This is a genomic window from [Clostridium] clostridioforme AGR2157, assembly GCF_000424325.1.
GTDB classification, from domain to species: Bacteria; Bacillota; Clostridia; order Lachnospirales; family Lachnospiraceae; genus Enterocloster; species Enterocloster clostridioformis_A.
Genome location: NZ_AUJR01000056.1, coordinates 1 through 23,325, shown reverse-complemented (window position 1 = coordinate 23,325; position 23,325 = coordinate 1). Strand labels below are relative to the sequence as shown.

Annotated in this window: 22 protein-coding genes, 1 pseudogene and 1 other annotated feature; of the genes and pseudogenes, 17 read left to right on the top strand and 6 right to left on the bottom strand. The window is 49.9% G+C overall.

The features are described from left to right. Positions 1 to 445: 445 nt before the first annotated feature. The 12 genes from G614_RS0119630 to G614_RS0119570 all read left to right on the top strand — a co-directional run bounded on the left by G614_RS0119630 (position 446) and on the right by G614_RS0119570 (position 13,639). The gene (locus tag G614_RS0119630; protein ID WP_027643318.1) at positions 446 to 1,468 is read left to right on the top strand and encodes a LacI family DNA-binding transcriptional regulator; all 1,023 of its coding nucleotides are present in this window, start codon (positions 446 to 448) and stop codon (positions 1,466 to 1,468) included. Positions 1,469 to 1,624: 156 nt separating this feature from the next. Further along, complete coding sequence (gene deoC, locus G614_RS0119625; protein ID WP_027643317.1) at positions 1,625 to 2,260, top strand: deoxyribose-phosphate aldolase; 636 nt, start codon at positions 1,625 to 1,627, stop codon at positions 2,258 to 2,260. Between the two features lie 155 nt (positions 2,261 to 2,415). Then, positions 2,416 to 3,351 (top strand): ribokinase, encoded by a 936-nt coding sequence (rbsK, locus tag G614_RS0119620; protein ID WP_027643316.1) that lies wholly within the window; start codon positions 2,416 to 2,418, stop codon positions 3,349 to 3,351. A gap of 118 nt (positions 3,352 to 3,469) precedes the next feature. Further along, positions 3,470 to 3,868 (top strand): D-ribose pyranase, encoded by a 399-nt coding sequence (gene rbsD / locus G614_RS0119615; RefSeq protein ID WP_027643315.1) that lies wholly within the window; start codon positions 3,470 to 3,472, stop codon positions 3,866 to 3,868. 56 nt (positions 3,869 to 3,924) lie between these two features. Next, positions 3,925 to 5,427 (top strand): sugar ABC transporter ATP-binding protein, encoded by a 1,503-nt coding sequence (locus G614_RS0119610; protein WP_027643314.1) that lies wholly within the window; start codon positions 3,925 to 3,927, stop codon positions 5,425 to 5,427. Then, positions 5,396 to 6,382, top strand: coding sequence for an ABC transporter permease (locus tag G614_RS0119605; RefSeq protein WP_027643313.1), 987 nt, complete (start codon positions 5,396 to 5,398; stop codon positions 6,380 to 6,382). The genes G614_RS0119610 and G614_RS0119605 overlap by 32 nt, the downstream gene beginning before the upstream one ends. Positions 6,383 to 6,546: 164 nt before the next feature. Then, entirely contained in the window at positions 6,547 to 7,611 is a 1,065-nt protein-coding gene (locus G614_RS0119600) for a substrate-binding domain-containing protein (protein ID WP_027643312.1), read from the top strand. 70 nt (positions 7,612 to 7,681) lie between these two features. Next, complete coding sequence (locus G614_RS0119595) at positions 7,682 to 8,779, top strand: AI-2E family transporter (RefSeq protein WP_027643311.1); 1,098 nt, start codon at positions 7,682 to 7,684, stop codon at positions 8,777 to 8,779. A gap of 173 nt (positions 8,780 to 8,952) precedes the next feature. After that, positions 8,953 to 9,171 (top strand) — a binding site (T-box leader). Between the two features lie 88 nt (positions 9,172 to 9,259). After that, complete coding sequence (gene proS, locus G614_RS0119585) at positions 9,260 to 10,699, top strand: proline--tRNA ligase (protein ID WP_027643310.1); 1,440 nt, start codon at positions 9,260 to 9,262, stop codon at positions 10,697 to 10,699. 191 nt (positions 10,700 to 10,890) lie between these two features. Next, complete coding sequence (locus tag G614_RS0119580; RefSeq protein ID WP_027643309.1) at positions 10,891 to 12,225, top strand: CCA tRNA nucleotidyltransferase; 1,335 nt, start codon at positions 10,891 to 10,893, stop codon at positions 12,223 to 12,225. Between the two features lie 224 nt (positions 12,226 to 12,449). Beyond that, positions 12,450 to 12,818 carry a RidA family protein gene (locus tag G614_RS0119575; RefSeq protein WP_002566105.1) on the top strand — a complete coding sequence of 123 codons (369 nt, stop codon included), beginning with the start codon at positions 12,450 to 12,452 and terminating at the stop codon, positions 12,816 to 12,818. A gap of 104 nt (positions 12,819 to 12,922) precedes the next feature. Next, positions 12,923 to 13,639 carry a SanA/YdcF family protein gene (locus G614_RS0119570; protein ID WP_027643308.1) on the top strand — a complete coding sequence of 239 codons (717 nt, stop codon included), beginning with the start codon at positions 12,923 to 12,925 and terminating at the stop codon, positions 13,637 to 13,639. Positions 13,640 to 13,746: 107 nt separating this feature from the next. Here the strand turns inward: G614_RS0119570 and G614_RS0119565 are convergent, their stop codons facing one another. Then, positions 13,747 to 14,376 carry a flavin reductase gene (locus G614_RS0119565; protein WP_027643307.1) on the bottom strand — a complete coding sequence of 210 codons (630 nt, stop codon included), beginning with the start codon at positions 14,374 to 14,376 and terminating at the stop codon, positions 13,747 to 13,749. A 416-nt stretch (positions 14,377 to 14,792) separates the two neighbouring features. On the opposite strand from G614_RS0119565, the gene G614_RS0119560 reads away from it, so the two are divergent. The 4 genes from G614_RS0119560 to G614_RS0119545 all read left to right on the top strand — a co-directional run bounded on the left by G614_RS0119560 (position 14,793) and on the right by G614_RS0119545 (position 18,084). Then, complete coding sequence (locus tag G614_RS0119560; protein WP_027643306.1) at positions 14,793 to 15,563, top strand: hypothetical protein; 771 nt, start codon at positions 14,793 to 14,795, stop codon at positions 15,561 to 15,563. 58 nt (positions 15,564 to 15,621) lie between these two features. Further along, entirely contained in the window at positions 15,622 to 16,047 is a 426-nt protein-coding gene (locus G614_RS28145) for a gamma-glutamyl-gamma-aminobutyrate hydrolase family protein (protein WP_242828146.1), read from the top strand. Then, a complete protein-coding gene (locus G614_RS0119550) occupies positions 16,040 to 17,386 on the top strand; it encodes an MATE family efflux transporter (RefSeq protein WP_027643305.1) in 1,347 nt (448 codons plus the stop codon). Before G614_RS28145 ends, G614_RS0119550 begins: the two co-directional genes overlap by 8 nt. A gap of 158 nt (positions 17,387 to 17,544) precedes the next feature. After that, positions 17,545 to 18,084 (top strand): flavodoxin family protein, encoded by a 540-nt coding sequence (locus G614_RS0119545; RefSeq protein ID WP_027643304.1) that lies wholly within the window; start codon positions 17,545 to 17,547, stop codon positions 18,082 to 18,084. Between the two features lie 336 nt (positions 18,085 to 18,420). On the opposite strand, the gene G614_RS34615 is transcribed toward G614_RS0119545, so the two are convergent. The 5 genes and pseudogenes from G614_RS34615 to G614_RS34610 form a co-directional block, all read right to left on the bottom strand. After that, a complete protein-coding gene (locus G614_RS34615) occupies positions 18,421 to 18,573 on the bottom strand; it encodes a ribose-5-phosphate isomerase A (protein WP_420341534.1) in 153 nt (50 codons plus the stop codon). Between the two features lie 128 nt (positions 18,574 to 18,701). Next, positions 18,702 to 20,096: a glucose-6-phosphate dehydrogenase gene (zwf, locus tag G614_RS0119525; RefSeq protein WP_027643303.1), complete on the bottom strand. Its 1,395-nt coding sequence runs from the start codon at positions 20,094 to 20,096 to the stop codon at positions 18,702 to 18,704. Continuing rightward, positions 20,080 to 21,504: an NADP-dependent phosphogluconate dehydrogenase gene (gndA, locus tag G614_RS0119520; protein WP_027643302.1), complete on the bottom strand. Its 1,425-nt coding sequence runs from the start codon at positions 21,502 to 21,504 to the stop codon at positions 20,080 to 20,082. Before gndA ends, zwf begins: the two co-directional genes overlap by 17 nt. 30 nt (positions 21,505 to 21,534) lie before the next feature. Then, on the bottom strand, positions 21,535 to 22,629 hold the full coding sequence (locus G614_RS0119515; RefSeq protein ID WP_027643301.1) for a beta-propeller fold lactonase family protein: 1,095 nt from the start codon (positions 22,627 to 22,629) through the stop codon (positions 21,535 to 21,537). Between the two features lie 144 nt (positions 22,630 to 22,773). Further along, positions 22,774 to 22,857, bottom strand: a pseudogene (locus G614_RS34610) (aldehyde dehydrogenase family protein); the annotation flags it as partial. Positions 22,858 to 23,085: 228 nt separating this feature from the next. Here G614_RS34610 and tnpA point away from each other — a divergent pair. After that, positions 23,086 to 23,325 (top strand): IS200/IS605 family transposase (gene tnpA, locus G614_RS0119510; RefSeq protein ID WP_027643300.1); only part of this gene is annotated, 240 nt, incomplete at its 3' end.

Genomic DNA, 23,325 nt, shown 5'->3' with positions numbered 1-23,325 from the left:
GAGACGGGAAGTACCGCGCCACCACTTTACCCTACCCTAATCCGCCCTAGTAATGGGAAGGATACAGCCAATCTAGAAAGCACTGTATTTTCTGGCTTTTCTATTGATTACTCGGATAATAATTTTACTAGGATTATTCAGATTATCTGAGTTCTCAGATAAAGGAAGGTGGAGGCAAATCTCTGGTCTGACGAACAGAAATCACATCAAAAGATACGTGAGGTACCAAGGGAGGTTTGGTCAGCAATTAAAACAGGGTATGAAGTTCGTGAGTAACAACGAATGGCGAGAAGTTCAGCAGAAGCCATAGCTGACTCCTCACTGACTTTTTTGTATAAAAATTATAAAAACTATTTACATTTAATAATTTGTGTGGTAGTATTATACATGTAACCGGTTACAGATAATTCTGGTACGGTTACAGGAAAAAGAGAGGGGAAGGGTCATGAACATTAAAGAGATTGCGCGCCGGGCAGGCGTCTCTTCCGCTACGATTTCCAGGGTTCTCAATAATTCAGGATACGTGAAGGAGGAGACCAGGCAAAAGGTGCTTAAGGCAGTGGAGGAGTACAATTATGTGCCCAGCGCCATCGCCAGAAGCCTGAGTATCCAGGACAGCTTAAGCGTGGGAACCATCATCCCGGATATTGAGAATGAGTTTTTTTCCAAGGTCATAAGCGGAATCAGCGAAGTGGCTGAATCATATCATTATAATATTGTTTTCCTGGGAACCAATGAGACATTGGACAAGGAACATGATTTTTTAAAAATCGTGGAAAGTCAGAGGCTGAAGGGCGTAATCATAACGCCAATTTCAGAGACAGACGCGGTTACCAGGGATTACCTGCTCCGTCTGGAGGAATCCGGCATACCGGTGGTGCTGGTGGACCGTGATGTGAAGGGGGCCCAGTTTGACGGCGTATTTGTGGACAACCAGAGGGGCTCCTATGACGGAGTGATGGAGTTAATAAAGGCAGGCCATGAGCGGATTGCCATTATAACCGGCCCTGAGACCTCAAAACCAGGCAAGGACCGGTGTCAGGGCTATCTGCAGGCTATGGAGGACAGCGGACTGGCTGTCCCTGAGGAATACGTTGCCTGCGGTGATTTTAAGATTGCCAAGGCATACGAATGTACCGGACGGCTTCTGGGACTGAAAGAACCGCCCACAGCCATCTTTACATCCAACAACCTTTCCACCCTGGGATGTCTTAAGTATCTGACGGAACACAAGGTTAAGATAGGAAGGGATATTTCCCTGATGGGATTCGATGACATTGACGCCCTGCGGATGATTGATTACAGGATATCCGTGGTGGACAGGGATGCAAGGGAACAGGGGCGGGAAGCCATGAGACTTCTTCAGGAGTGCTTTGAGGATTCCGGAAAGAGCCGCCAGAGAGGAAAGCGGATTACCATTCCTTACAAGGTAATCCTGCGGGGTTCAGAACACAAGAAAACAACCTGACAATCAAGTCAGATTGTTTTCTGCACAAATATGTAACCGGTTACACAAAAATGTAAAACCTGACATATTTTTTTTACAGAAACATGTAACCGGTTGCAGAAAATACATATAACAATTTTAACTTATAAGAGCTTCAAATGGAAAAGGAGAATGAAAATGGGAATTGAACACATGATTGATCACACGATGCTGAAGGCGGATGCCAGCAGGGATACCATCATAAGATACTGCAGTGAGGCAAGGGAACATAAATTTGCTTCTGTCTGTGTCAATACCTGCTTTGTGCCGCTGGTGGCGGAGCAGTTAAAGGGAAGCGGCGTAAAGACATGCTGCGTGGTGGGCTTCCCGCTGGGAGCCATGCTTTCCAGCGCAAAGGCCTTTGAGGCTTCCGAGGCTGTAAAGGCAGGAGCAGACGAGGTGGATATGGTTATCAACATAAGCGCCCTTAAGGATGGGGATGACTCCTTTGTGGAGGATGATATCCGGGCTGTGGTAAAAGCCTCTGCGGGCGCAGTGGTGAAGGTCATCATAGAGACCTGCCTACTGACGGATGAGGAAAAGGTAAGGGCCTGCCAGCTTGCAGTGAAGGCGGGGGCTGATTTCGTGAAAACCTCCACTGGTTTCAGCACAGGCGGGGCTACGGCAGCTGACGTGGCTCTGATGCGCAGAACCGTTGGGGACAGGGCCAGGGTAAAGGCCAGCGGCGGCATCCGCACACCGGAAGACGCAGCGGCTATGATTGAGGCAGGGGCAGACAGGATCGGAGCAGGCAACGGGATTGTACTGATATAGTGTTATCTGCCGGCGGGAAACCTGCTGATGGGGAACTGTTATGCTGATGGAAAAGGAAACTGCCGGCCAGAATTGCCGATGGGGAACCGCTCATAGGATTGGCATGAAGCGTGTACGGAGCGCGCCAGCAGGATGGATTAAGGAGAGAACATATTATGGAACATATTGGAAAGAAAGTAACGGTATTCGGAAGCTTTGTGGTGGATTTAATGGGCAGGACACCGCATCTGCCGGCAGCAGGGGAGACAGTGAAGGGAACCGTGTTTAAGATGGGACCCGGCGGAAAGGGATTCAACCAGGGCGTGGCGGCCCACAAGGCCGGAGCGGATGTGACCATGGTGACAAAGCTTGGCCAGGACGCGTTTGCCGACATTGCCCTCAATACCATGAATGAGCTTCACATGGACACGGGAAGGGTTTTGTATTCCGAGACAACGGAGACGGGATGCGCCCTGATTATGGTGGATGAGAACAGCAGCCAGAATGAAATCGTGGTTATATTGGGGGCCTGCAATACCATTACGGACCAGGAAGTGGATTCCCTGGAGGATTTGGTGGGCCAGTCCGAATACCTGCTGACACAGCTGGAGACAAACGTATCCTCTGTGGAGCGCATCGTGGATATCGCATACAGGAAGGGCGTCAAGGTCATTTTAAATACCGCCCCTGTGCAGCCTGTCAGAGATGAGCTTTTGGGCAAAATTGACCTGATTACCCCCAACGAGGTGGAGGCAGAGATTCTTACAGGCATCAAGGTGGACAGTGAGGAAGCGGCGGACAAGGCAGCGGACTGGTTCTTCTCCAAAGGGGTAAAGAATGTATTGATTACACTGGGCCAGAGAGGTGTATACATAAACACGGGAGATAAGAAGGGAATGATTCCGGCTTATAAGGTGGACGCAGTGGACACCACCGGAGCAGGAGATGCGTTTAACGGCGGCCTTCTGGCAGCGCTGGCAGAGGGAAAGGATTTGTGGGAGGCAGCTGATTTTGCTAATGCCCTGGCAGCCCTGTCCGTACAGAAAATCGGTACTACGCCCTCCATGCCTGTCAGGGAGGAGATTGACGCATTCTTGGCTGCAAATCGTTAGACCATGGATTGTTGACGCACAGACGTTTATCACGGGCATTGTCAAAGCACAATCAAAGGAACCGCAGTCGAAAGAACCGCAATCAGGAGAATCATAATCAGGAGAAGGGGAGACAGACATGTTAAAAACAGGAATATTACATCCGCAGCTGGCCAGAGTACTGGCGGAACTTAGGCACAATGATACCATTATTATCGGGGACGCGGGACTTCCCATTCCAAAGGGAGTGGAGCGCGTGGACCTGGGCTGGAGGCCCGGTGATCCGGCTTACCTGGATGTTCTGGAGGAGATACTCAAATATATCGTGGTGGAGGGCGCTGTGTTTGCGGACGAGGCGCTGACCGTGACGCCGGACTTCCATAAGAAGGCGCTGGACCTTCTGCCCCAGGGACTTCCGGTGGAATATATTCCCCATACAGAGCTTAAGGAGCGCAGCGAGGATGCAAAGGCCATTGTCCTAACCGGTGAATTTACAGGATACACCAACGTGATTTTAGTGGCGGGATGCGCTTACTGATACCGCTCTGGCAAAGGGGCATTCTCAGGAACTCTTAGCAGCAAGGGAGGGGTAACATGGAAGAAAAATTAGTATTGCAGATGGATTCGATCGTGAAGACATTTCCGGGCGTTAAAGCTCTGGACGGAGTCCATCTGGATGTGAGGAGGGGCGAGGTACACGCCCTGTGCGGTGAGAACGGCGCAGGCAAATCCACTCTGATGAAAATTATAGCAGGGGCCCAGGGATATACTTCCGGACACATATATGTCAACGGGGAGGAAGTGGTGTTCCATTCCACCAAGGACGCGGAGCGCAAGGGTATCGCCATGATATACCAGGAGTTCAACATGGTGCGGGACCTGTCTGTGGCGGAGAACATGTATCTGGGAAGGCTTCCTAAGACGTCCTACGGCGCAGTGGACTGGAAAAAGCTGTACAAGGATGCACAGGAGGAGCTGGACCGTTTGGGCCTTAAGTTTGACTGCCGTACCAAGGTGCGCAACCTGTCTGTGGCGGAATCGCAGATGACGGAGATTGCAAAGTGTCTGACCATAGGCGCGAAGGTCATCATCATGGACGAGCCAACCGCCGCCCTGACAGACGAAGAGATTCGGATTCTGTTTAAAATCATTGCGGAGCTTAAGGCGGAGGGCATTTCCATTCTGTATATTTCACACCGCATGGATGAGATTTTCCAGATATCGGATCGTCTGACCGTGTTCAGGGACGGAAAATACATAACTACCAAGGACATAGGCGACACCAATTACGACGAGGTGGTTTCCATGATGGTAGGCCGCAGCGTGACCAACCTGTATCCTGAGAGGGATTACAGGGAGGACGAGACGGTGCTGGAGCTTAAGAATATCTGCGGAAAAGGCGTCCACAACGTGAACATCAGGCTCCACAAGGGTGAAATCCTGGGAGTGGCCGGACTTTTAGGTTCAGGAACCATCGAGCTGTCTAAAATCGTGTACGGAGCCCTTCCCATGGACTCCGGGGAGATTTACATAAACGGGGAAAAGAAAGACTGTTCCAGCCCAAAGAAGGCCTTAAAAGCGGGAATCGGATTTGTGTCCGACGACAGGAAGCAGGAAGGGCTGGTGCTCATACGCAATATCAGGGAAAATGTTTCCCTGTCATCACTGGATAAGATAACCCATTTCATTCATCTGGATAAGAAGCTGGAGACTAAGCGGATTAACGCACAGGTCAAACGGCTCAACATTAAAATCAGCAGCCTGCAGCAGCTGGCCGGTAAACTCAGCGGCGGCAACCAGCAGAAGGTGGTATTTGCCAAGGTGCTGGAAGCCAACCCGTCCATACTGATTCTGGACGAGCCAACCCGCGGCGTGGATGTGGGGGCCAAGGCGGAGATTTATCAAATCATGGATGAGCTCACCAAGGCCGGAAAAAGCATTATACTGATTTCCACGGACCTGCCCGAAGTCATTGGCATGAGCGACCGGGTAGTCATCATGAGGGAAGGCCATACGGTCCTGGAAATACCAAAATCAGAGATGAATCAGGAAATTATCTTAGCCCATGCATCTGGAGGTGTCAGTGAAAATGAATAGTGTAAATAAGAAAAAATTAATCGGCCGGCTCAATATCTACCGCTCCGTGCTGATTTTACTGGTAATCTGCGTATTTGCAACCATATTGTCCCCCAGCTTCTTAAGCGTGGCCAACCTGTTCAACGTGTTTAAGCAGATTACAGTGGCAGGTATCGTGGGATGCGGCATGACCTTTGTCATTCTCACCGGGGGAATCGACCTTTCCGTAGGCTCCATCCTGGGACTGGCAGGCGTTCTGGCCTCCGGTATCCTGGAATCCACAGGCAATGCGGGAGTGGCCATTCTGGTGGCTCTGGCCGTAGGCATAGGATGCGGCGCCGTAAATGGTTTCTTTGTGGCAGTGTGTGAGATTCCTCCCTTTATCTCCACCCTGGGCATGATGACCCTCCTTCGCGGATGCATTCTTGTATATACAAAAGGCTCCCCTATTCCCATTAAAGTTGATGCCTACAAGTTTTTTGGCAAGGGAACAGTCGCCGGAGTGCCGGTTCCTGTCATCATCCTTATTATCCTATTCCTCATTGCCCACTATGTGCTGACACAGACCAGTTACGGCCGCAGCATCTATGCCTTTGGAGGCAATCGGGAGGCGGCGCGTCTGTCCGGTATTTCCGTCCGTTTCACGGAGTGGATGGCTTATACGCTTAACGGTCTTATGTGCGGCGTCGGGGGCGTGATTCTGACAGCAAGGCTTGGTTCGGCACAGTCCACCAGCGGCACCGGCATTGAGATGGACGCCATCGCTGCCGTTATCCTGGGCGGTACGTCCTTAAGCGGCGGCGTGGGCTTTGTGCTCCCAACTGTGGTGGGCGCCATGATTATGGGTATTATTGATAATATCCTGACACTTATGAACGTAAATCCCCATGCCACCAACATTGTGAAGGGCGCTGTCATACTGATTGCGGTCCTGGTGGACAAGAAGGTAAAGGACTTGTCGGCTAAGGCAGAATAGCAGATAGAGAACAGAGTTAACACAAAGCAGTGTAAATGCAGAGCAGTAAAGCCCGAAAACGGGCGAAAAGGATAAGGTACCTGCGGTTCTGCCGGTTCATCCGGTTTATCCATGAAACGGCGGGGCCGTCACAAATTATTTATTTAAGAAAAGGAGATTGTATTATGAGGAAACAAATTGGGGCAACTGTACTGGCAATGGCAATGGCGTGTTCACTGATGGCCGGATGCAGCTCAGGCTCAGGGGTAACTACCGCCGCCGCAGCTACTGAGGCGGCAAAGGAGGAGTCCAAGGAAGAAGCAAAGGATGAGGCAAAGGATGAGGCAAAGGATACCTCGGCTGAGGCGGAAAATACCGGTTCAGAAGAGGGAAGCGGAAAGAAGTATGTGATCGGTCTTGCCATGAACACACAGACCAACCCATTCTTTGTGGATGTAAAGGACGGTGTCCAGAAGGCTGCTGACGAGCACGGTATTGAGCTGTATATTACCGACGCCCAGGACGATCCCACCATCCAGATGAAGGATGTGGAGAACCTGATTACAAAGAAGCCGGATGCCATCATCATCGATACATGTGATTCCGACGCTATCGTTTCCTCCATTGAGGCATGCAACGAGGCGGGGATTCCTGTATTTACCATGGACCGCGAGGCTAACGGCGGCGAGGTTATTTCACACATTGGCTACGACGCTATCAAGTCAGGCCGTATGGCAGGACAGTACCTGGTTGACACCTTAGGCGGAAAAGGCAAGATTGTTGAGATTCAGGGCATCATGGGAACTAACGTTGCGCAGAACCGTTCCCAGGGCTTCAACGAAGTGATGAAGGACAACCCGGACATGGAAATCGTGGCCTGCCAGGTGGCTGATTTTGACAGGGCAAAGGGCATGAGCGTTATGGAGAACATTCTTCAGGCCAATCCGGAAATCGACGGACTTTACGCCGCTAATGACGAGATGCTTTTAGGCGCATTAGAGGCAATGGAAGCAGCCGGCAGAACCGATGAAATCGTAAAAATCGGCTGTGACGCCATCGACGACACACTGGATGCAATGAAGGCCGGCAAGGTTGACGCAACCATCGCAGAGCCGCCATTCTTCTTAGGAAAGGCCATCCTTAACACTGCCTATGATTATCTGGAAGGCAAGCAGGTTGAGCCTTATGTAATCCTGGACAACCAGCTGGTAACACAGGATACAGTGGACAGCCTGGTAACAAAGGAATAATTTACCGGCATGACTTGTACATGGGAAACAGAATATTTTCCGGCCATCGGCTTATACTATGAGGGTACAAATGAAGTACGAATCAGAAACAGGTGAGTCCATGGAAAAGCCGGGTAAGAAACTGAAGAAATTATTAATTATAACAGGAACCACGGGAGCGGTGTATGCAGGATTTAAATATCTGCTGCCCCTCGTGGCTCCTTTTTTCGTGGGTTATATCCTGGCCCTTCTGCTGCGGCCGTCGGCCAGGTTCCTGTCCTACCGGATGAGGATTACGGTGAGGGGAAAACGGCATCATATGCCCATCGGCGTCATCGGCGGCGTGGAATTTCTGGCTGTTCTGTCCGTCCTGGGAGTGGTGCTCTATAGAGGCGCCCTGAAGCTGTGCGCAGAGGGAAAACTGCTTATGGTGCAGCTTCCGGTGTGGTTGGAACAGTTTGATCTGTGGCTCACAGGAAACTGCCACAGGGTGGAGCATGCCATGGGGCTGAGGCCGGGATGCGTGGCCGATATGGCCGGGGATATGCTCTATCATATGGTAGATACATGCAAAACAGCTGCCATGCCCTTTCTCATGGCCAACTCCATGTCTGTGATCAGCTGTCTGGCAAAAGCAGCCATCGTAAGCCTGGTGGTGTTTCTGGCAGCTATATTAAGCCTGCAGGAAATGGAGGACCTGCGGGACCGCCGGGACCAGTCCGCCTTCCGCAAGGAATTCAATATGATAGGAAACCGCCTGGTGCAGACAGGAAAGGCCTGGTTCAGAAGCCAGGGAATCATTCTCTTCATTACAACAGGGCTGTGCATCGGGGGAATGTTCCTGATTCGCAATCCTTATTACATCATGGCAGGCATTGGAATCGGTATACTGGATGCTCTTCCTATATTTGGAACCGGCACGGTGTTGATACCCTGGGCTGTCCTTCGGCTGGCTGTGGGGGACTGGAAACAGGCGCTGGTACTCACGGCCCTTTATCTGGTGTGCTATTTTGTGCGTCAGATTCTGGAGGTGCGGATGATGGGCGGACAGGTGGGGCTGTCCCCCCTTGAGACACTGGCGTCCGTGTATGTGGGATTAGAATTGTTTGGATTTTTTGGCTTCATACTGGGGCCGCTGGGATTGCTGTTGATTGAGGATATGGTGGAGGCGTGGACGAAAGAGGAATGATTCAGGCAAACGCACACATGCCAGCCCATGCTGATTGCATTCTAGCGTACGACGGCTCCGGTCTCCCGCGGGTCAAATGGGAGAAAGGAGCTAGCGCCATATGGTGATTCTGTGGTTGACAAAGTCCCAAAACTGACGTAAAATCATTCTCATAAAGAGATGACCAATTCATAGAAATGACATAGAAAGGGAACAGTAAGCATGATTGCACGTCACAGAGAGAGGGCCGCAGGTGAGAGGTCCTTACGGTTGGCAGATGCTGAACCCACCCTGGAGTCCTGTATGATGAATGCAGCGTATGTCCGGCGTTAACGGATTATGAGAGAACCATAAGGGCTGACTAAGCCCGAAGGTTAATGAGGGTGGTACCGCCGAGTCATTCGGTCCCTTGCGCACACGGCACAGGGGATTGGGTGGCTCTTTTTATTTCATAATGTTAGATATGCAAGGGTCAATGTAAATAATGAAAAGGAGAGAATCATGGCAGACAACAAGAAAATGGTAGAGGCCATCACATCCATGGATGAGGATTTCGCCCAGTGGTATACGGATGTGGTAAAGAAGGCGGAGCTGTGCGATTATGCCAGCGTCAAGGGATGCATGGTGATTAAGCCGGCCGGCTATGCAATCTGGGAGAACATCCAGAAGGAAATGGACAGAAGGTTTAAGGAGACAGGGGTACAGAACGTATACATGCCTATCTTCATACCGGAGAGCCTGTTAGAGAAGGAAAAGGACCATGTGGAAGGATTTGCGCCTGAGGTGGCATGGGTAACTCATGGAGGACTGGAGGAACTTCAGGAGCGCATGTGCGTAAGGCCTACCTCTGAGACTCTGTTCTGTGATTTTTACTCAAAGGACATCCACTCCTACCGCGACCTTCCCAGAGTCTATAACCAGTGGTGTTCCGTTGTGCGCTGGGAAAAGACCACACGTCCATTCTTACGCTCCAGGGAGTTCCTGTGGCAGGAGGGCCATACGGCCCATGCGTCAGCCGAGGAGGCCGAGGCCAGGACAATTCAGATGTTGAACCTGTATGCCGACTTCTGTGAGGAGGTGCTGGCTATTCCTGTCATCAAGGGACAGAAAACCGATAAGGAGAAGTTTGCCGGAGCAGAGGCAACCTACACCATAGAATCCCTGATGCACGACGGAAAAGCCCTGCAGTCAGGTACCAGCCATAACTTCGGCGACGGATTTGCAAAGGCATTTGACATCCAGTTCACGGACAAGGACAATACGTTAAAGTATGTACACCAGACTTCCTGGGGCGTGAGCACCCGCATCATCGGCGCCATCATCATGGTGCACGGCGATGACAACGGTCTGGTGCTTCCTCCGAGAATCGCCCCGGTCCAGATTATGGTGGTACCGGTCCAGCAGCAGAAGGAAGGCGTGCTGGATAAGGCATATGAGCTGAAGGAGCGCCTTACAAAGGCAGGATTCGCTGTAAAGGTGGATGATACGGACAAGAGCCCGGGCTGGAAGTTCGCTGACTGTGAGATGCGCGGCGTGCCCCTTCGTGTGGAGATAGGGCCAAAGGATATAGAGAAGAACCAGGCCGTGCTGGTGCGCAGGGATAACCATGAGAAGAGCTTCGTATCCCTGGATGAGCTGGAGTTAAGAGCAGGTGAAATGCTGGATACCATCCATGATGCCATGCTGGAGAAGGCAAGGAAGCACAGGGATGCCCACACCTATACAGCAACCGGATGGGATGAATTCGTGGATACCGTCAACAATAAGCCAGGCTTTGTAAAAGCCATGTGGTGCGGCTGCCTGGATTGTGAGGAGAAAATCAAGGAGATGGCCGGAGCCACATCCAGATGCATACCCTTTGAGCAGGAGAACCTGTCTGATAAATGCGTTTGCTGCGGGAAACCGGCGAAGAAGATGGTTTATTGGGGCAAGGCATACTAAAGATGTATATAGACATGGCAGATGCGGGATTGGACCTGTATCTGCCATTTTCCATACCCGCGTATCAAACGTTTGATGATTTGTATAATATGTGGTTAAAATATTTCTGGAAAAGGACAGGAAAAGCTGATAGAATAAGACCGTGGCAATGTCAATCATAAAACGAACATAGTATGAGGAAGCAGACAGATATGGAAATCAGAATTCCCTCTCCCGCAGAGGAGATTATTAATAAACTGAATGAACACGGATACGAGGCATACGTGGTGGGCGGATGCGTCAGGGATATGCTTTTGGGCAGGGAGCCGGGGGACTGGGATATTACCACCAGCGCCCTGCCAGGGCAGGTTAAGGAGGTGTTCCGGCGTACTGTGGATACCGGCATACAGCACGGCACTGTGACCGTGATGATGGGGAAGGAAGGGTATGAGGTAACTACTTACCGCATTGACGGAGAGTACTCTGACGGACGCCATCCCAACAGTGTGGAGTTCACTCCGGATTTGGTGGAGGATTTAAAACGCCGGGATTTTACTATCAATGCCATGGCCTATAACAGTCATACGGGATTTGTGGATAAATTCGGAGGTGTGGAGGATTTGGAGAAGGGCATAATACGGTGCGTGGGGGATCCCATGGACCGCTTTACAGAGGATGCCCTCAGAATCCTGCGGGCCATCCGTTTTTCTGCCCAGTTGGGATTCTCCATAGATGAACGCACCTATGAGGCCATCAAGGTAATTGCGCCTAACATGGTCCATGTGAGTAAGGAACGGATTCAGGTAGAGCTGACCAAGCTTTTGCTGAGTTCCCATCCGGATTATATCTCGCTGGTGTATGAGACTGGAATCAGTCCTTTTGTGTCAGAGGGATTTCACAGGGCTTATGCCGCGGAGTCAGGGGATTGGGCTGTGCCGTCCATTCCGGCCGGTATTCCGGCAGTAAAGCATATGCGCTGGGCTGCTTTTTTAAGGGATTGCAGCGCTTCCCGGGCAGCGGGTATACTGAAGGATTTAAAGCTGGACAATGATACCACCTTCAGGGTAAGGACTCTGGTGGAGTGGCAGGGCAAGAAGGTCGGGCTTAAGGACGGTATGGAAGATGACTTGAAGAATGGTATGGAGGATGGCATGAAGGATGGCATGAAGGATGGTATGGAGCCGGGGAAACCGTCCAGTGCATCCATCCGCCGAGCCATGAGCCAGATGGAGCCGGAGCTGTTTGATGATTTGCTCACATTTAAGATGTGTCTTTCTGAGGCGGCATCCGATGACAGGGAATCGCGGTGGCTGCGTCAGGTCAGGGAGCTGACAGAGGAAATCCGCAGGAACAGGGACTGTATCAGCCTGAAAACCCTGGCTGTCTCGGGCCATGATATTATGGGAGCAGGGGTGAAACCGGGCAGAGAAGTGGGCAATACGCTGGCCCGGCTTCTGGATATGGTATTGGAGGAACCTCAGAGGAATACAAAGGAGTACCTGCTTGCCTATCTGGGACAGAAGCAGGAGGGGCAGGGAGGTATCTGACGCACAAGTCTGATAGCTCATTAATTTTTTGTATTTTTATGTACAGCCATAATTCCTCAGTACGGCAAAAAATACAAAGAACAATCCCAGCCTCATCTTGCAACATCTCCTATAATCCGATATAATAACTTTGGGGTTCGCGTATGTCGCGTGAGAATGAAAATCAATATAATGGGGAATACATATTGTACGGGCATTTCCCCTAAGAACAAGGAGGATTTAAAATGAACGTAATCAGCACAGAAAAGGCACCAGGCGCAATCGGACCATACTCCCAGGGATTTGAGGTTAATGGAGTTATCTACACATCCGGTCAGATACCGGTAAATCCGGCGGACGGCAGTGTTGCAGAGGACATTGCAGGACAGGCTGAGCAGAGCTGCAAGAACGTAGGCGCCATCCTGGAAGCAGCAGGCAGCGGCTTTGACAAGGTATTTAAGACCACCTGCTTCCTGGCAGATATGGGCGATTTTGCAACATTTAACGAAGTATATGCTAAGTATTTCACTTCCAAACCAGCCAGAAGCTGTGTGGCAGTTAAGACCCTTCCAAAGGGCGTTCTGTGTGAAATCGAGGCAATTGCTGTTAAATAAGGATTGACCTGACATACGCATCAAAAGCCGCAAATCTCTGCATTTTGCCGGGAAGAGCGGCTTTTTTGATCCCGTCGGCGCTCCGTAAGAGAAGGAAGAGTGGAATGAATAAAAAAGAAATTCTGAAAAAAGCGGTTAAGATACTTCTGGTATTGGGACTGGCAGGATGTCTGGTCCTGTTCCTGATAAACCTGTACATGATCAGGAAGGAAAAGCCCAATATCATCAGTGCAGATGATGCTGCAGCCCTTGGGGATGTGGACTGCATCATGGTTCTGGGCTGCAGTGTCAGGCCCGACGGCACGCCATCCGGCATGCTTCGGGACAGGCTGGACAAGGGAATAGAGCTGTATGAGGACGGTGTGTCAGACCGCCTGCTCATGAGCGGAGACCATGGGCGTAAGAACTATGACGAGGTAAACCGGATGAAGCAGTATGCCATTGATGAGGGCATTCCTTCCGGGGACATTTTCATGGATCACGCAGGATTCTCCACCTATGAGAGCATGTACCGGGCCAGGGACATTTTCCAGGTGAAGAAAATTATCATAGTTACGCAGCGCTATCATATGTACCGGGCCCTTTATGTGGCACAGGCTATGGGGATGGAGGCATACGGCGTGGAGTCAGATCCCAGGCAGTACGGCGGCCAGAAAATGAGGGACCTGAGAGAGCTGCTGGCCAGACCCAAGGATTTGATTTATACCATTGTAATGCCTAAGCCCACCTATCTGGGAGATGCCATACCGGTCAGCGGGGACGGCAACGTTACCAATGATAAGGAAGAAAACCGGGCTAGGAATAAGTCCGGTCAGGAGTAGGATATATCCGGAGGACATAAAAATGCCCCTGAAAACAGCTTATGGGTATGAATCAGCTGTTTTCAGGGGTATTTTGTAACAGTTTACACGACGGAAAAATAAGGAGGCTACAGTTTTACAAAATAGCTGGCATCCTTGCCGCAGACCGGACAGATAAAGTCAGGCGGCAATGTCTCGGATTCCAGAATATATCCGCATACGGAGCAGCGCCATCCAGTAACCTTTTCCGTGTCTGCCTGATAGGAAGGAGCCTTTGGCGGAGTGGTTCCGTTTTTCTTCAGATGGTAATTGGAATAGGTGAGCGCCGGTGTCTGGGAATCCAGGACTTCTGCTTCCACTACCTCGCCCACTATAATCATATGGGAGCCCACATCCATGGAGGATACAACACGGCAGGTGAACCGGGCACAGACGCCTTCTGTGGGATATGGATTATAGAGACTGTCCCGTCCCTGTGGAATGCCGTCGTATTTCTCCACATCCTTGCCGCACTGGAAACCGAAACGTCTAATCAGGCCCATTTCCACATTGTCGGAAAGTACCGCCGCGGAAAAAGTGCCGGATGTCTCAATCAGCTTAAATGTATAGTTTTCCTTGTTGAGAGCAATGGATAACCTGGCGGGAGATGATGTAACCTGGGTCAGTGTGTTGATGACACAGCCGCTATCCCTGCCGTCTGCGCTGGTGGAAATAATGTAAACGCCGTAACTTAATTTGAAAAATGCTTTTGAATCCATAAAAATGTACCCCTCCTGTGTCTCTTTTGCCTTTTCGGCTATAGTTTGATTTTACCACGTATAATTGATAATATGTAAGATATTTGTATTGTATCATATAAATTCCATAAAATAAATAATAATTACTATTATTATAAAAATATTATTTGTAGGCGGTTTCTTATTTGGGGCTATTCTGATACAATCATTGAGGAAGAGCCTTTAAGGAAGAGCTTTCGGGAAGAACCTTTTAGGAGAGCACCTTTGGGATGACCCTTTGAGAAGGCACTTTATAGGAAGCTGCATTTAGGAAGCTGCATTTAGAAATGCTGCATTTAGAAATGCTGCCTTTAGAATGCTGCCTTTAGGATGCCTCCTTTAAAAAGGCGTCATCAAAAGCATATGAGCATGGATGAAAGGACAGGCGGTGAATCGGTATGCTTAATAATAAAAAGTTTGAGAATAACAATATTGTCATCATGAATTTTACGGGCGTATATGAAAACCAGGAATTTTACAAAGATTTGGGCGCTGTATGGCTGGACCTTAGAGATATACAAGGCACTAATTGTTACTGTGACGGGGAGGCGGAGGCAGCCATCAAGGAGAGAATCAGCCTTATGGGACCCTCCGGAATCCACTTCCTAGATTCCGGAAATTATCATTATGTGAGTAAAATATGGCTGGATAAGATAGAGGGGGAATTTGAGCTGCTGGTGTTCGATCACCATACAGATATGCAGATGCCCATGTTTGGGAATATCCTGTCCTGCGGCGGTTGGATTCAGGCTGCTTTGGATACAAATACGGGGCTGAGGCGGGTCTATCTGGCAGGGCCGCCCTGTATGGAAGCGGAAGCTGACGGGGAACGGGTAGTTGGAATAAATGAAGAGGAGTTGAAGTTGCCGGGGTGTATCAGCCGTCATCTGAAGGACTCCGGGCTGCCTCTCTATATATCCCTGGATAAGGATATTCTGAACCGATCCTGCGCAGTCACCAATTGGGACCAGGGAGAGACGCAGCTGGAGGATGTGCTGGCCTGCATAAAAGAGGCGGCATCCTGCCGCAGTATAATAGGAGCGGATGTATGCGGGGAGGACCCGGAAGCCCCGGAACAGGAGGGAATCGGGGCCAGCCTAATCAACCAGAATACAAACAGAGAGATTATCTGTAAATTACTGGAAGTCTGTGGTATACTGTGTCCATGACGAGGGGCAGCAGGATGCTTGATGCAGAAGCAGTAAGAAAGAAACGAGGTAAGTGCACATGAAACCGGTGATTGGAATTGTACCACTATTTGACGAGGAAAAGGACAGTATATGGATGGTGCCCGGATATATGGACGGAATCCGGCAGGCAGGCGGAATCCCCATGATATTGCCGCTTATATGTGACCAGGCGGATTTACGCCAGATAAACAGCATGTGCAGCGGGTATCTGTTTACAGGCGGACATGATGTGGACCCATCACTATACGGTGAGGAGAAGACCGGTCTGTGCGGTCCTGCCTGTATGGAGAGGGACCGGCTGGAACAAACCGTGTTCCGTATGGCGTGGGAGGACCACAAGGCGGTACTTGGAATCTGCCGGGGTCTGCAGTTGATTAATGTTCTTATGGGAGGCACTCTGTTTCAGGACCTGTCTTCCCAGATATTTCGATCATTGATAGAAGGAAGTAAGGGACATGCATAGAGATTTGACTACAGGTTCCATCACGGGAACCATGCTGCGGTTCGCACTTCCCATGATAGCAGGAAATCTTTTGCAGCAGTTTTATAATATAGCGGATACACTGATTGTGGGCCGGTATCTGGGGGTACAGGCATTGGCGGCGGTTGGGGCCGCCTATGCGCTGATGTCATTCCTTACTTCTATTCTTCTGGGGCTGTGTATGGGAAGCGGGGCTGTGTTTTCCCTGCGCTTTGGTGAAAAGAATGAGAGAATGCTCAAATCCAGCATGTTCGTGTCGTTTGTACTTGTAGCGGCAGTGGCTCTGGTTCTGAATACTGCGGTTTTCCTGTTCATTGACCCAATTATGTACCTGTTGTGTGTACCCGTGGAAATCTATGGCCTTATGAGAGAATATCTGTGGGTCATATTCTTTGGCATCAGCGCTGTGTTTTTGTACAACTATTTTGCCTGTCTGCTGAGAGCCGTGGGGAACTCTTTCATACCACTGGTGTTCCTTGGCATTTCAGCCCTGCTGAATGTGGGATTGGATTTGGTATTTGTCCTTGTCTTTAAATGGGGCGTTGCCGGTGCCGGTGCAGCCACTGTTGTTTCCCAGTTTGTGTCAGGCGTTGGAATCTGTCTGTATACATATTTGAAAATGCCTGAATTCAGGATAAACAGAAGCCATATGAAAATGGACCGGAAGGTCCTGGCGGAAATATCCGGTTTTTCATTTTTGACCTGCGTTCAGCAGTCCGTGATGAATTTCGGCATATTGATGGTCCAGGGTCTGGTCAACAGCTTTGGCGCTGTGGTCATGGCGGCATTTGCTGCGGCTGTGAAAATAGATTCCTTTGCCTATATGCCGGTGCAGGATTTCGGAAATGCATTCTCCACTTTCATAGCCCAGAATTATGGGGCGGGCAGGCATGACCGGGTGGAAAGAGGAATCAAAAGCGCTGTCACTGCTTCCGTCCTGTTCTGCCTGGTGATATCGTTTATTGTATGTGTGTTTGCAAGGGAGCTGATGCTTATCTTTGTACAGCCCCAGGAGACTGAGATATTGGCGGTGGGAGTGCAGTATCTTCGGATTGAGGGGACATTTTACTGCGGTATTGGATGTCTGTTCCTGCTGTACGGTCTGTACCGCGCTGTGAGAAAACCGGAGATGTCCGTGGTGCTGACCGTCATTTCACTGGGAAACAGGGTGGTTCTCGCATATATCCTGTCCGCGATTCCTGCCATTGGTGTTGTGGGAATATGGGTATCAGTGCCCATTGGCTGGTTTTTGGCGGATTGTACCGGGTTTGTGTATTATTGGATGAAGCGGAAGGTGATATTGGGGCAGGGTGGAAATTGAGGTGAAAGATGGGAAGTGGAACTTAAGTTTGCAGGGGGAACGATAAACAGAGGGAACGATAAAAAGACTCGACAAAGGCTCGATAAAAACTTCTTGACTTGAAGTTAACTCCAGATGATAGGATGATGGGAGATAACAAAATGAGAGGAGATTTACATATGAGTAAAAATGTATTAGTTATATCAGCAAGCCCAAGGAAAGGCGGAAATTCCGATACACTCTGCGATGAGTTTATCCGCGGCGCACAGGAATCCGGAAATCAGGCGGAAAAGATTTTTCTGGCCAGTAAGAATATCAAATATTGTATAGGATGCGGCGTCTGTAATACGACTCATAGGTGTGTTCAAAAGGATGACATGGCAGAGATACTGGATAAAATGGTGGAAGCGGATGTCATTGTATTGGCCACACCGGTGTACTTTTATACCATGGATGCACAGATGAAAACATTGATTGACCGTACGGTTCCCAGGTATACAGAAATTCAGAATAAGGATTTCTATTTCATAGTGGCTGCCGCGGATACGGAACGGAAAATGATGGAGCGCACCATTGAAGGATTCCGGGGATTTACGCAGGATTGTCTGACAGGAGCCAGGGAGAAGGCAATCATTTATGGAACTGGTGCCTGGCAGCTCGGAGAAATCAAGGGTACGCCGGCTATGAAGCAGGCATATGAGATGGGAAGAAATGTATAGTTGAAAAATAAAATGCATGATGGGCCTGAGGGTGTGTCATGCATTTTTTTGTGCCCGGAAATTGTAATTTCAGGGGATTTATGCAAGATGAGTTTGAGGTGAATGCGGTGGATGGCTCTTTGGGTATTTTTCATTTCCTGTGGAATAAAATATTTAAGTAGTATAGATACATGTGACTCATAGTCCGTTGATAAATAAGTCACATTTCGCTACGCTTACCTGTAAGAGGTAAGGGAGATGGAGTTTTCTGGTGATATAAAAATAAAAGTTGGAAACAGGATACGCCAATTAAGAAAAGAACTATTATTAAGTCAAGAGTCTTTGGCGTACCTACCATCAGATCCAGAAGCTTAAAAATGAAGGAGTGGACGTGATTGTGGGCGGGCTTATCCATATGACCCGCCGGGCCTTGCAGGCGATGATCTTTCCACGGAACAGGGCACCGCCGCCGCCCTTGAGGGAATAGAAATCCGGGTCAATGGCATCCACCCCGTCGATGGCCAGCCGCCTGCCAGGCAGCCGCCCTTTTCTGTTCTTCTTTACTGTACATATTGTGCCTCCTGCGGTCCGCTGCCGTTTACAGCTGTCTAAAGCCGTCTACAGCCGCACGCAACTGCCTACAGCCATCTATGCCCATACTGTTCCAGCATCCGGTCCGCTTCAACCGGTCCATGGGTTCCGGGCTTATAAGGATACACCGGCAGCTGCTTTCCAGCATGGAGTTCCTTCAGATGGCTGATATAATTCCAGCTCAGCTCTATCTGGTCCCATTGTGAGAACCAGGAGCGCTCCCCTGCCATACAGGCAGTGATAAGACGTTCATAGGCCTCCGGGGTGTTGAGCTGATGAATCAGGCTGCAGTTCTGGCAGAAATCCATCTTGGCTGGAATGATATCCTCAGAATCACCGGGACGTTTGATATTAAACTGCAGATAAACTCCTTCCGTGGGCTGAATCTTTATGATTAGTATGTTGGGCTCCACTTCCGGATAAGGCCGGCGAAAAATGACAGCCAGTTCAATCTCGCGTTTCCCTGTCTTTTTTCCGGTCCGGATGTAAAATGGGGTCCCTTTCCAGCGCTCGTTGTCAATGAAAAGTCGCAGTGCTCCATAGGTTTCTGTCTGTGAATCCGGTTTTACAAGGGGTTCGCCGCGGTATCCCTCATATTGCCCCATGACCAGGGTGCTTTCTATGGATGTCTCATCAGCCGGCCGCAAACAGCGAAAGACATCCAACTGGGCATTGTGCAGCCCCCTGGGATTGAATTCCTCCGGCTGTTCCATGGCCATGATGGACAAAATCTGGAACAGATGGTTCTGCACCATATCTTTCAGGGCGCCGCTGGCATCATAGTATCCGCCCCGGGTTTCCACGCCCATGTCCTCCAGGGCGGAAATCTGCACAGATTCAATATAGCGGGAATTCCATACGTCTGTAAAAATGGGATTAGAAAACCGGATTGCCTGGATATTGCGGACCATTTCCTTTCCGAGGTAGTGGTCGATGCGGTAAATATGCTCCGGGCCAAAGAATGCTTCCAGCTCTTTGTTAAGGGCTGTGGCCGCAGCCAGGTTCTCGCCAAAGGGCTTTTCAAGTATCACCTTGCCGGAGGAAGAACCATGGACCAGTTTAAGTCCTTCTGTGATGGCGCTGAAAAAACGGGGAGCCACTGCAAAGTAAAAGATGTGGGAGCGGATATCATTTTCCCTGTAATAATGATTCAGCCCATGATATGCTTCCAAACGGGAGAAATCCATCCGGTAATAATCTATTTTTTCTGAAAAACGGTCAAATGCTTTTTCCACAAAGGAGAGCCGGGTGAATTTCTCCACCCAGTCTCTGGCAATCTGACGGTAATGGCTGCTGTCGTAGTCACGGCGGCCGATGATGGTGATGCGGCTGTCTTCCGGAAGCTTTCCGGTGATATCCATGGTGTAAAGAGCAGGAAGAAGCTTGCGGAAGGTGAGATCCCCGGTGCCGCCGAATATGGTAAGGTTAGTGCTGATTGTCATTTGCCCACCTCCATTCATGGTGGAATACACCTTCGCGGTCTGTTCTCTCATAGGTGTGGGCTCCAAAGCAGTCGCGCTGGGCCTGGATTAAATTGGCGCCAGCAGCCTTTGCCCGGAATTCGTCCAGGTAGGACACTGCGTTGCAGAGGGCGGGAATGGGAAGGCCGTTCATGACGCCTGTGGATACAGCCTGGCGCAGGCTGTCCTGATGCTCATTGATGCGGGACAGGAAGAAACGGTCGAATATGAGGCTTTCCGGCTTTGGATCAGCTTCAAATGCATGGGTGATGTCATTTAAGAAAACAGCCTGGATGATGCATCCCGCACGGAATATGGAAGCAATTTTTCCCAGGTCCAGATTCCAGCCATACAGCCTGGATGCATCCTGCATCAGGGAGAAGCCCTGGGCATATGCTATGATTTTCCCTGTATACAGGGCTTCGCGGACCATGGCTGCAAACGCCTCTTTATCAGGGGAGAGAATGATAGCCGGGGAATGGATAAGCTCCCATGCCTTTTCTCTTTCATCCAGATGGTTGGACATGATGCGGGCCGTGCAGGCAGAGGTAATCATGGAGATATCCACGCCTTGCTTCAGGGCTTCTATGCTGGCCCACCTTCCGGTTCCTTTCTGTTTCGCGCTGTCTTTGATGCGGTCAATGAGCTCACCGTCCGCCAGGTCGTCGGCCTCCCGGAGGATACCGGCAGTAATGCCAATCAGATAGCTGTGAAGCTCCCCGTCGTTCCAGGATTTAAAGATATGAGCCAGCTCCTGATTGGTGAACCCGCCCACATATTTTAACAGAAGATAGGATTCTGCAATCAGCTGCATATCTGCGTACTCAATACCGTTATGGACCATTTTTACATAATGTCCGGCCCCGTCCGGGCCGATGTAGGCGCAGCAGGGTTCATCCATGGCCCTGGCGGCAATGGCTTCCAGTATGGGACGCACTGATTCGTAAGCATTGGCATTGCCTCCGGGCATGATGGAGGGACCGAACCGGGCGCCTTCCTCTCCTCCGGAAATGCCTACCCCCAGGTAGTGGATTCCCTTCTCTGCCAGCAGGGCTGCCCGCCTTCTGGTATCCTCAAAGAAGGAATTCCCTCCGTCCAGTATCATGTCCCCCTCTTCAAGAAGGGGAACCAACTGTTCTATTACGGCATCCACCGGTTTGCCTGCCTGGATCATCAGCATTACCTTCCGGGGACGGTCGAGGGCGTCTGTCAGGCTCTTCAGGTCATAAAAGGGAGTCAGGTTCTCATGAGGATGGTCTCTCATGACCTGTTCTGTGACAGCGGCGCTGCGGTTATAACCTCCCACCTTAAATCCGTGGTCAGCCATATTCAGGGCTAGGCTTCTTCCCATAACGGAAAGTCCTACGATTCCAATATCAAGTTTTGTCATTCTGCTACCTCCTATCAGGCGAAATATGGGTTAAATAGTATGTTGGGAAAGAACAATGGAAACAGCTTCCGGCGCAGGTACGCGGGAACATATGTCCATGAGCTGGCCTGTTTCCGGGTTGATCTGAAAGCTTACAAGGCCGCCCTGGGTGCGGTTTGCAACCAGCAGGTACTGGCCGTCAGGAGTAAGAATCATGTCGCGGGGATGGATGCCGCCGCATCCTGTTTGCTGGATTTGCTCGAGACATCCATGGTCAAGCTTAAAAACCGTTATGACCTCCGCATAGCGGGTGGACACATACAAAAAGCGTTCGTCCGGTGATAAACGTATGGCTGCCGATGCGGGCGGTTCCTCATATACTGCATCCGAAGGAAGGATGGAACAGATATGCAGGAGCCTCATGGAAAAGCCAGGAAGGGATATACTGTTATGGCAGCTCTCTGTCCCTGCGGCAGCATCTTCTGTCAGACTGTAGACAAAGACCTGGTTACTCAGCTCGCTGACAAGGAAGAACCGCTTATGGTCCCTGTCAAAAATTCCGTGGCGGGGACCGGTGCCCGTGTCAAAGGTCAGTTCAGATACAAGGGAAAAATCCTTTTGACAGTCAAACACCATCACTTTATCCAGCAGCAGGCAGGGAACCATCATATAGTGGCTGTGAAACAAAATCTGATGGCATCCGGCCTTGGGTGCAATGTGGATTCTTTTGGCCAGTTCAAGGTACGGGCGGTCAGGCCGTTTTTCACGTCCATGAGAACCTGCCTCATATTTTATCTCGTATATCAGTACGGTACCTTCATGGTAGTTGGCCGTGTATATATAACGGTCATCCCGGACCACGTAGCAGGCCGGCGAGGACTCCTCAAAATCTTCCGCTGCCGGTGAAGCAGATGCATCATCCTTATTATGGGCTGTATCCAAAAGACATATCCCAGACCGGTCCTCTCTTTTTAATGGGGAAGCCAGCAGGGAATCCTTCAGGGAAAGATACTTACAATCCGGGGCTTCATAATATAATTCAGGGTAAGACATTGCCCCGTTTCTTAAATCAATGGTAAAACGGTAAATGCCCAGGCTTTCAGGCGAGGCATAGGTACCGAGATATCCGGTGAGGTTGTTGTTCATGGCAATTCCTTTCTGAGTAAACTGTAATCAAATAGCTTTTTGGATGTTTTTAGAATGCGCCATATTTATGGATTGATGCAATATGGGGTGTTTGGAATGAATGGAATTAGAAAAATAAATGTTGTAAGTATGGACGGCAGGTGAGGCGCCGCCAAGGCCGTAGGCATTGTCGTTGGCCATGCGGATGACCTCGTCTTAGTCCTTGAATTTAAGGATACAAGCCAGCGGAAGCGTCACGCCACTGGCTCCCTATCCGGATGAGACGACGCAGATGGTGCAGGCGGGGGAGTGGGCCCGCGGTATTTATCTTTATATAAAAAATAAATATGGTAATATTTGTCAAAATTATTTAATCAAAAAGAGGGTTTAATTCCCCGCAGCTTGCTGCGTAACAAACTTTTTCAAGACATGGAGGAAGTGATATACTAGAGGAAAAAGGAAAGGAGAAATTGTGCGATGAGTGAAACAATACGCAAGTCACACAATGTATCAGTACTCATGTATCATTTCGTATGTCCAGCAAAATATAGAAGAGTAGTAATAGATGAAGATGTAGATAGGGTAATCAAAGAAACGTGTGAGGGAATTCAGGAAAGGTATGAAATAAGATTTTTGGAAGTAGGTACAGATAAAGACCATGTACATTTTCTTATCCAGTCAGTGCCTACATATAGTCCAAAAAAAATCATCCAAATA

What these genes read in the sequence shown, in the direction of transcription:
- G614_RS0119550 (WP_027643305.1), top strand. Translation starts at nt 16,040, where the DNA reads ATGCATAGAGATTTGACTACAGGTTCCATCACGGGAACCATGCTGCGG.
- G614_RS0119545 (WP_027643304.1), top strand. Translation starts at nt 17,545, where the DNA reads ATGAGTAAAAATGTATTAGTTATATCAGCAAGCCCAAGGAAAGGCGGA.
- G614_RS0119570 (WP_027643308.1), top strand. Translation starts at nt 12,923, where the DNA reads ATGAATAAAAAAGAAATTCTGAAAAAAGCGGTTAAGATACTTCTGGTA.
- G614_RS0119605 (WP_027643313.1), top strand. Translation starts at nt 5,396, where the DNA reads ATGCATCTGGAGGTGTCAGTGAAAATGAATAGTGTAAATAAGAAAAAA.
- zwf (WP_027643303.1), bottom strand. Translation starts at nt 20,096, where the DNA reads ATGACAATCAGCACTAACCTTACCATATTCGGCGGCACCGGGGATCTC.
- G614_RS0119630 (WP_027643318.1), top strand. Translation starts at nt 446, where the DNA reads ATGAACATTAAAGAGATTGCGCGCCGGGCAGGCGTCTCTTCCGCTACG.
- deoC (WP_027643317.1), top strand. Translation starts at nt 1,625, where the DNA reads ATGGGAATTGAACACATGATTGATCACACGATGCTGAAGGCGGATGCC.
- G614_RS28145 (WP_242828146.1), top strand. Translation starts at nt 15,622, where the DNA reads ATGAAACCGGTGATTGGAATTGTACCACTATTTGACGAGGAAAAGGAC.
- G614_RS0119595 (WP_027643311.1), top strand. Translation starts at nt 7,682, where the DNA reads ATGAAGTACGAATCAGAAACAGGTGAGTCCATGGAAAAGCCGGGTAAG.
- G614_RS0119560 (WP_027643306.1), top strand. Translation starts at nt 14,793, where the DNA reads ATGCTTAATAATAAAAAGTTTGAGAATAACAATATTGTCATCATGAAT.
- G614_RS0119515 (WP_027643301.1), bottom strand. Translation starts at nt 22,629, where the DNA reads ATGAACAACAACCTCACCGGATATCTCGGTACCTATGCCTCGCCTGAA.
- proS (WP_027643310.1), top strand. Translation starts at nt 9,260, where the DNA reads ATGGCAGACAACAAGAAAATGGTAGAGGCCATCACATCCATGGATGAG.
- rbsD (WP_027643315.1), top strand. Translation starts at nt 3,470, where the DNA reads ATGTTAAAAACAGGAATATTACATCCGCAGCTGGCCAGAGTACTGGCG.
- rbsK (WP_027643316.1), top strand. Translation starts at nt 2,416, where the DNA reads ATGGAACATATTGGAAAGAAAGTAACGGTATTCGGAAGCTTTGTGGTG.
- G614_RS0119580 (WP_027643309.1), top strand. Translation starts at nt 10,891, where the DNA reads ATGGAAATCAGAATTCCCTCTCCCGCAGAGGAGATTATTAATAAACTG.
- G614_RS0119610 (WP_027643314.1), top strand. Translation starts at nt 3,925, where the DNA reads ATGGAAGAAAAATTAGTATTGCAGATGGATTCGATCGTGAAGACATTT.
- G614_RS0119565 (WP_027643307.1), bottom strand. Translation starts at nt 14,376, where the DNA reads ATGGATTCAAAAGCATTTTTCAAATTAAGTTACGGCGTTTACATTATT.
- G614_RS0119575 (WP_002566105.1), top strand. Translation starts at nt 12,450, where the DNA reads ATGAACGTAATCAGCACAGAAAAGGCACCAGGCGCAATCGGACCATAC.
- G614_RS0119600 (WP_027643312.1), top strand. Translation starts at nt 6,547, where the DNA reads ATGAGGAAACAAATTGGGGCAACTGTACTGGCAATGGCAATGGCGTGT.
- gndA (WP_027643302.1), bottom strand. Translation starts at nt 21,504, where the DNA reads ATGACAAAACTTGATATTGGAATCGTAGGACTTTCCGTTATGGGAAGA.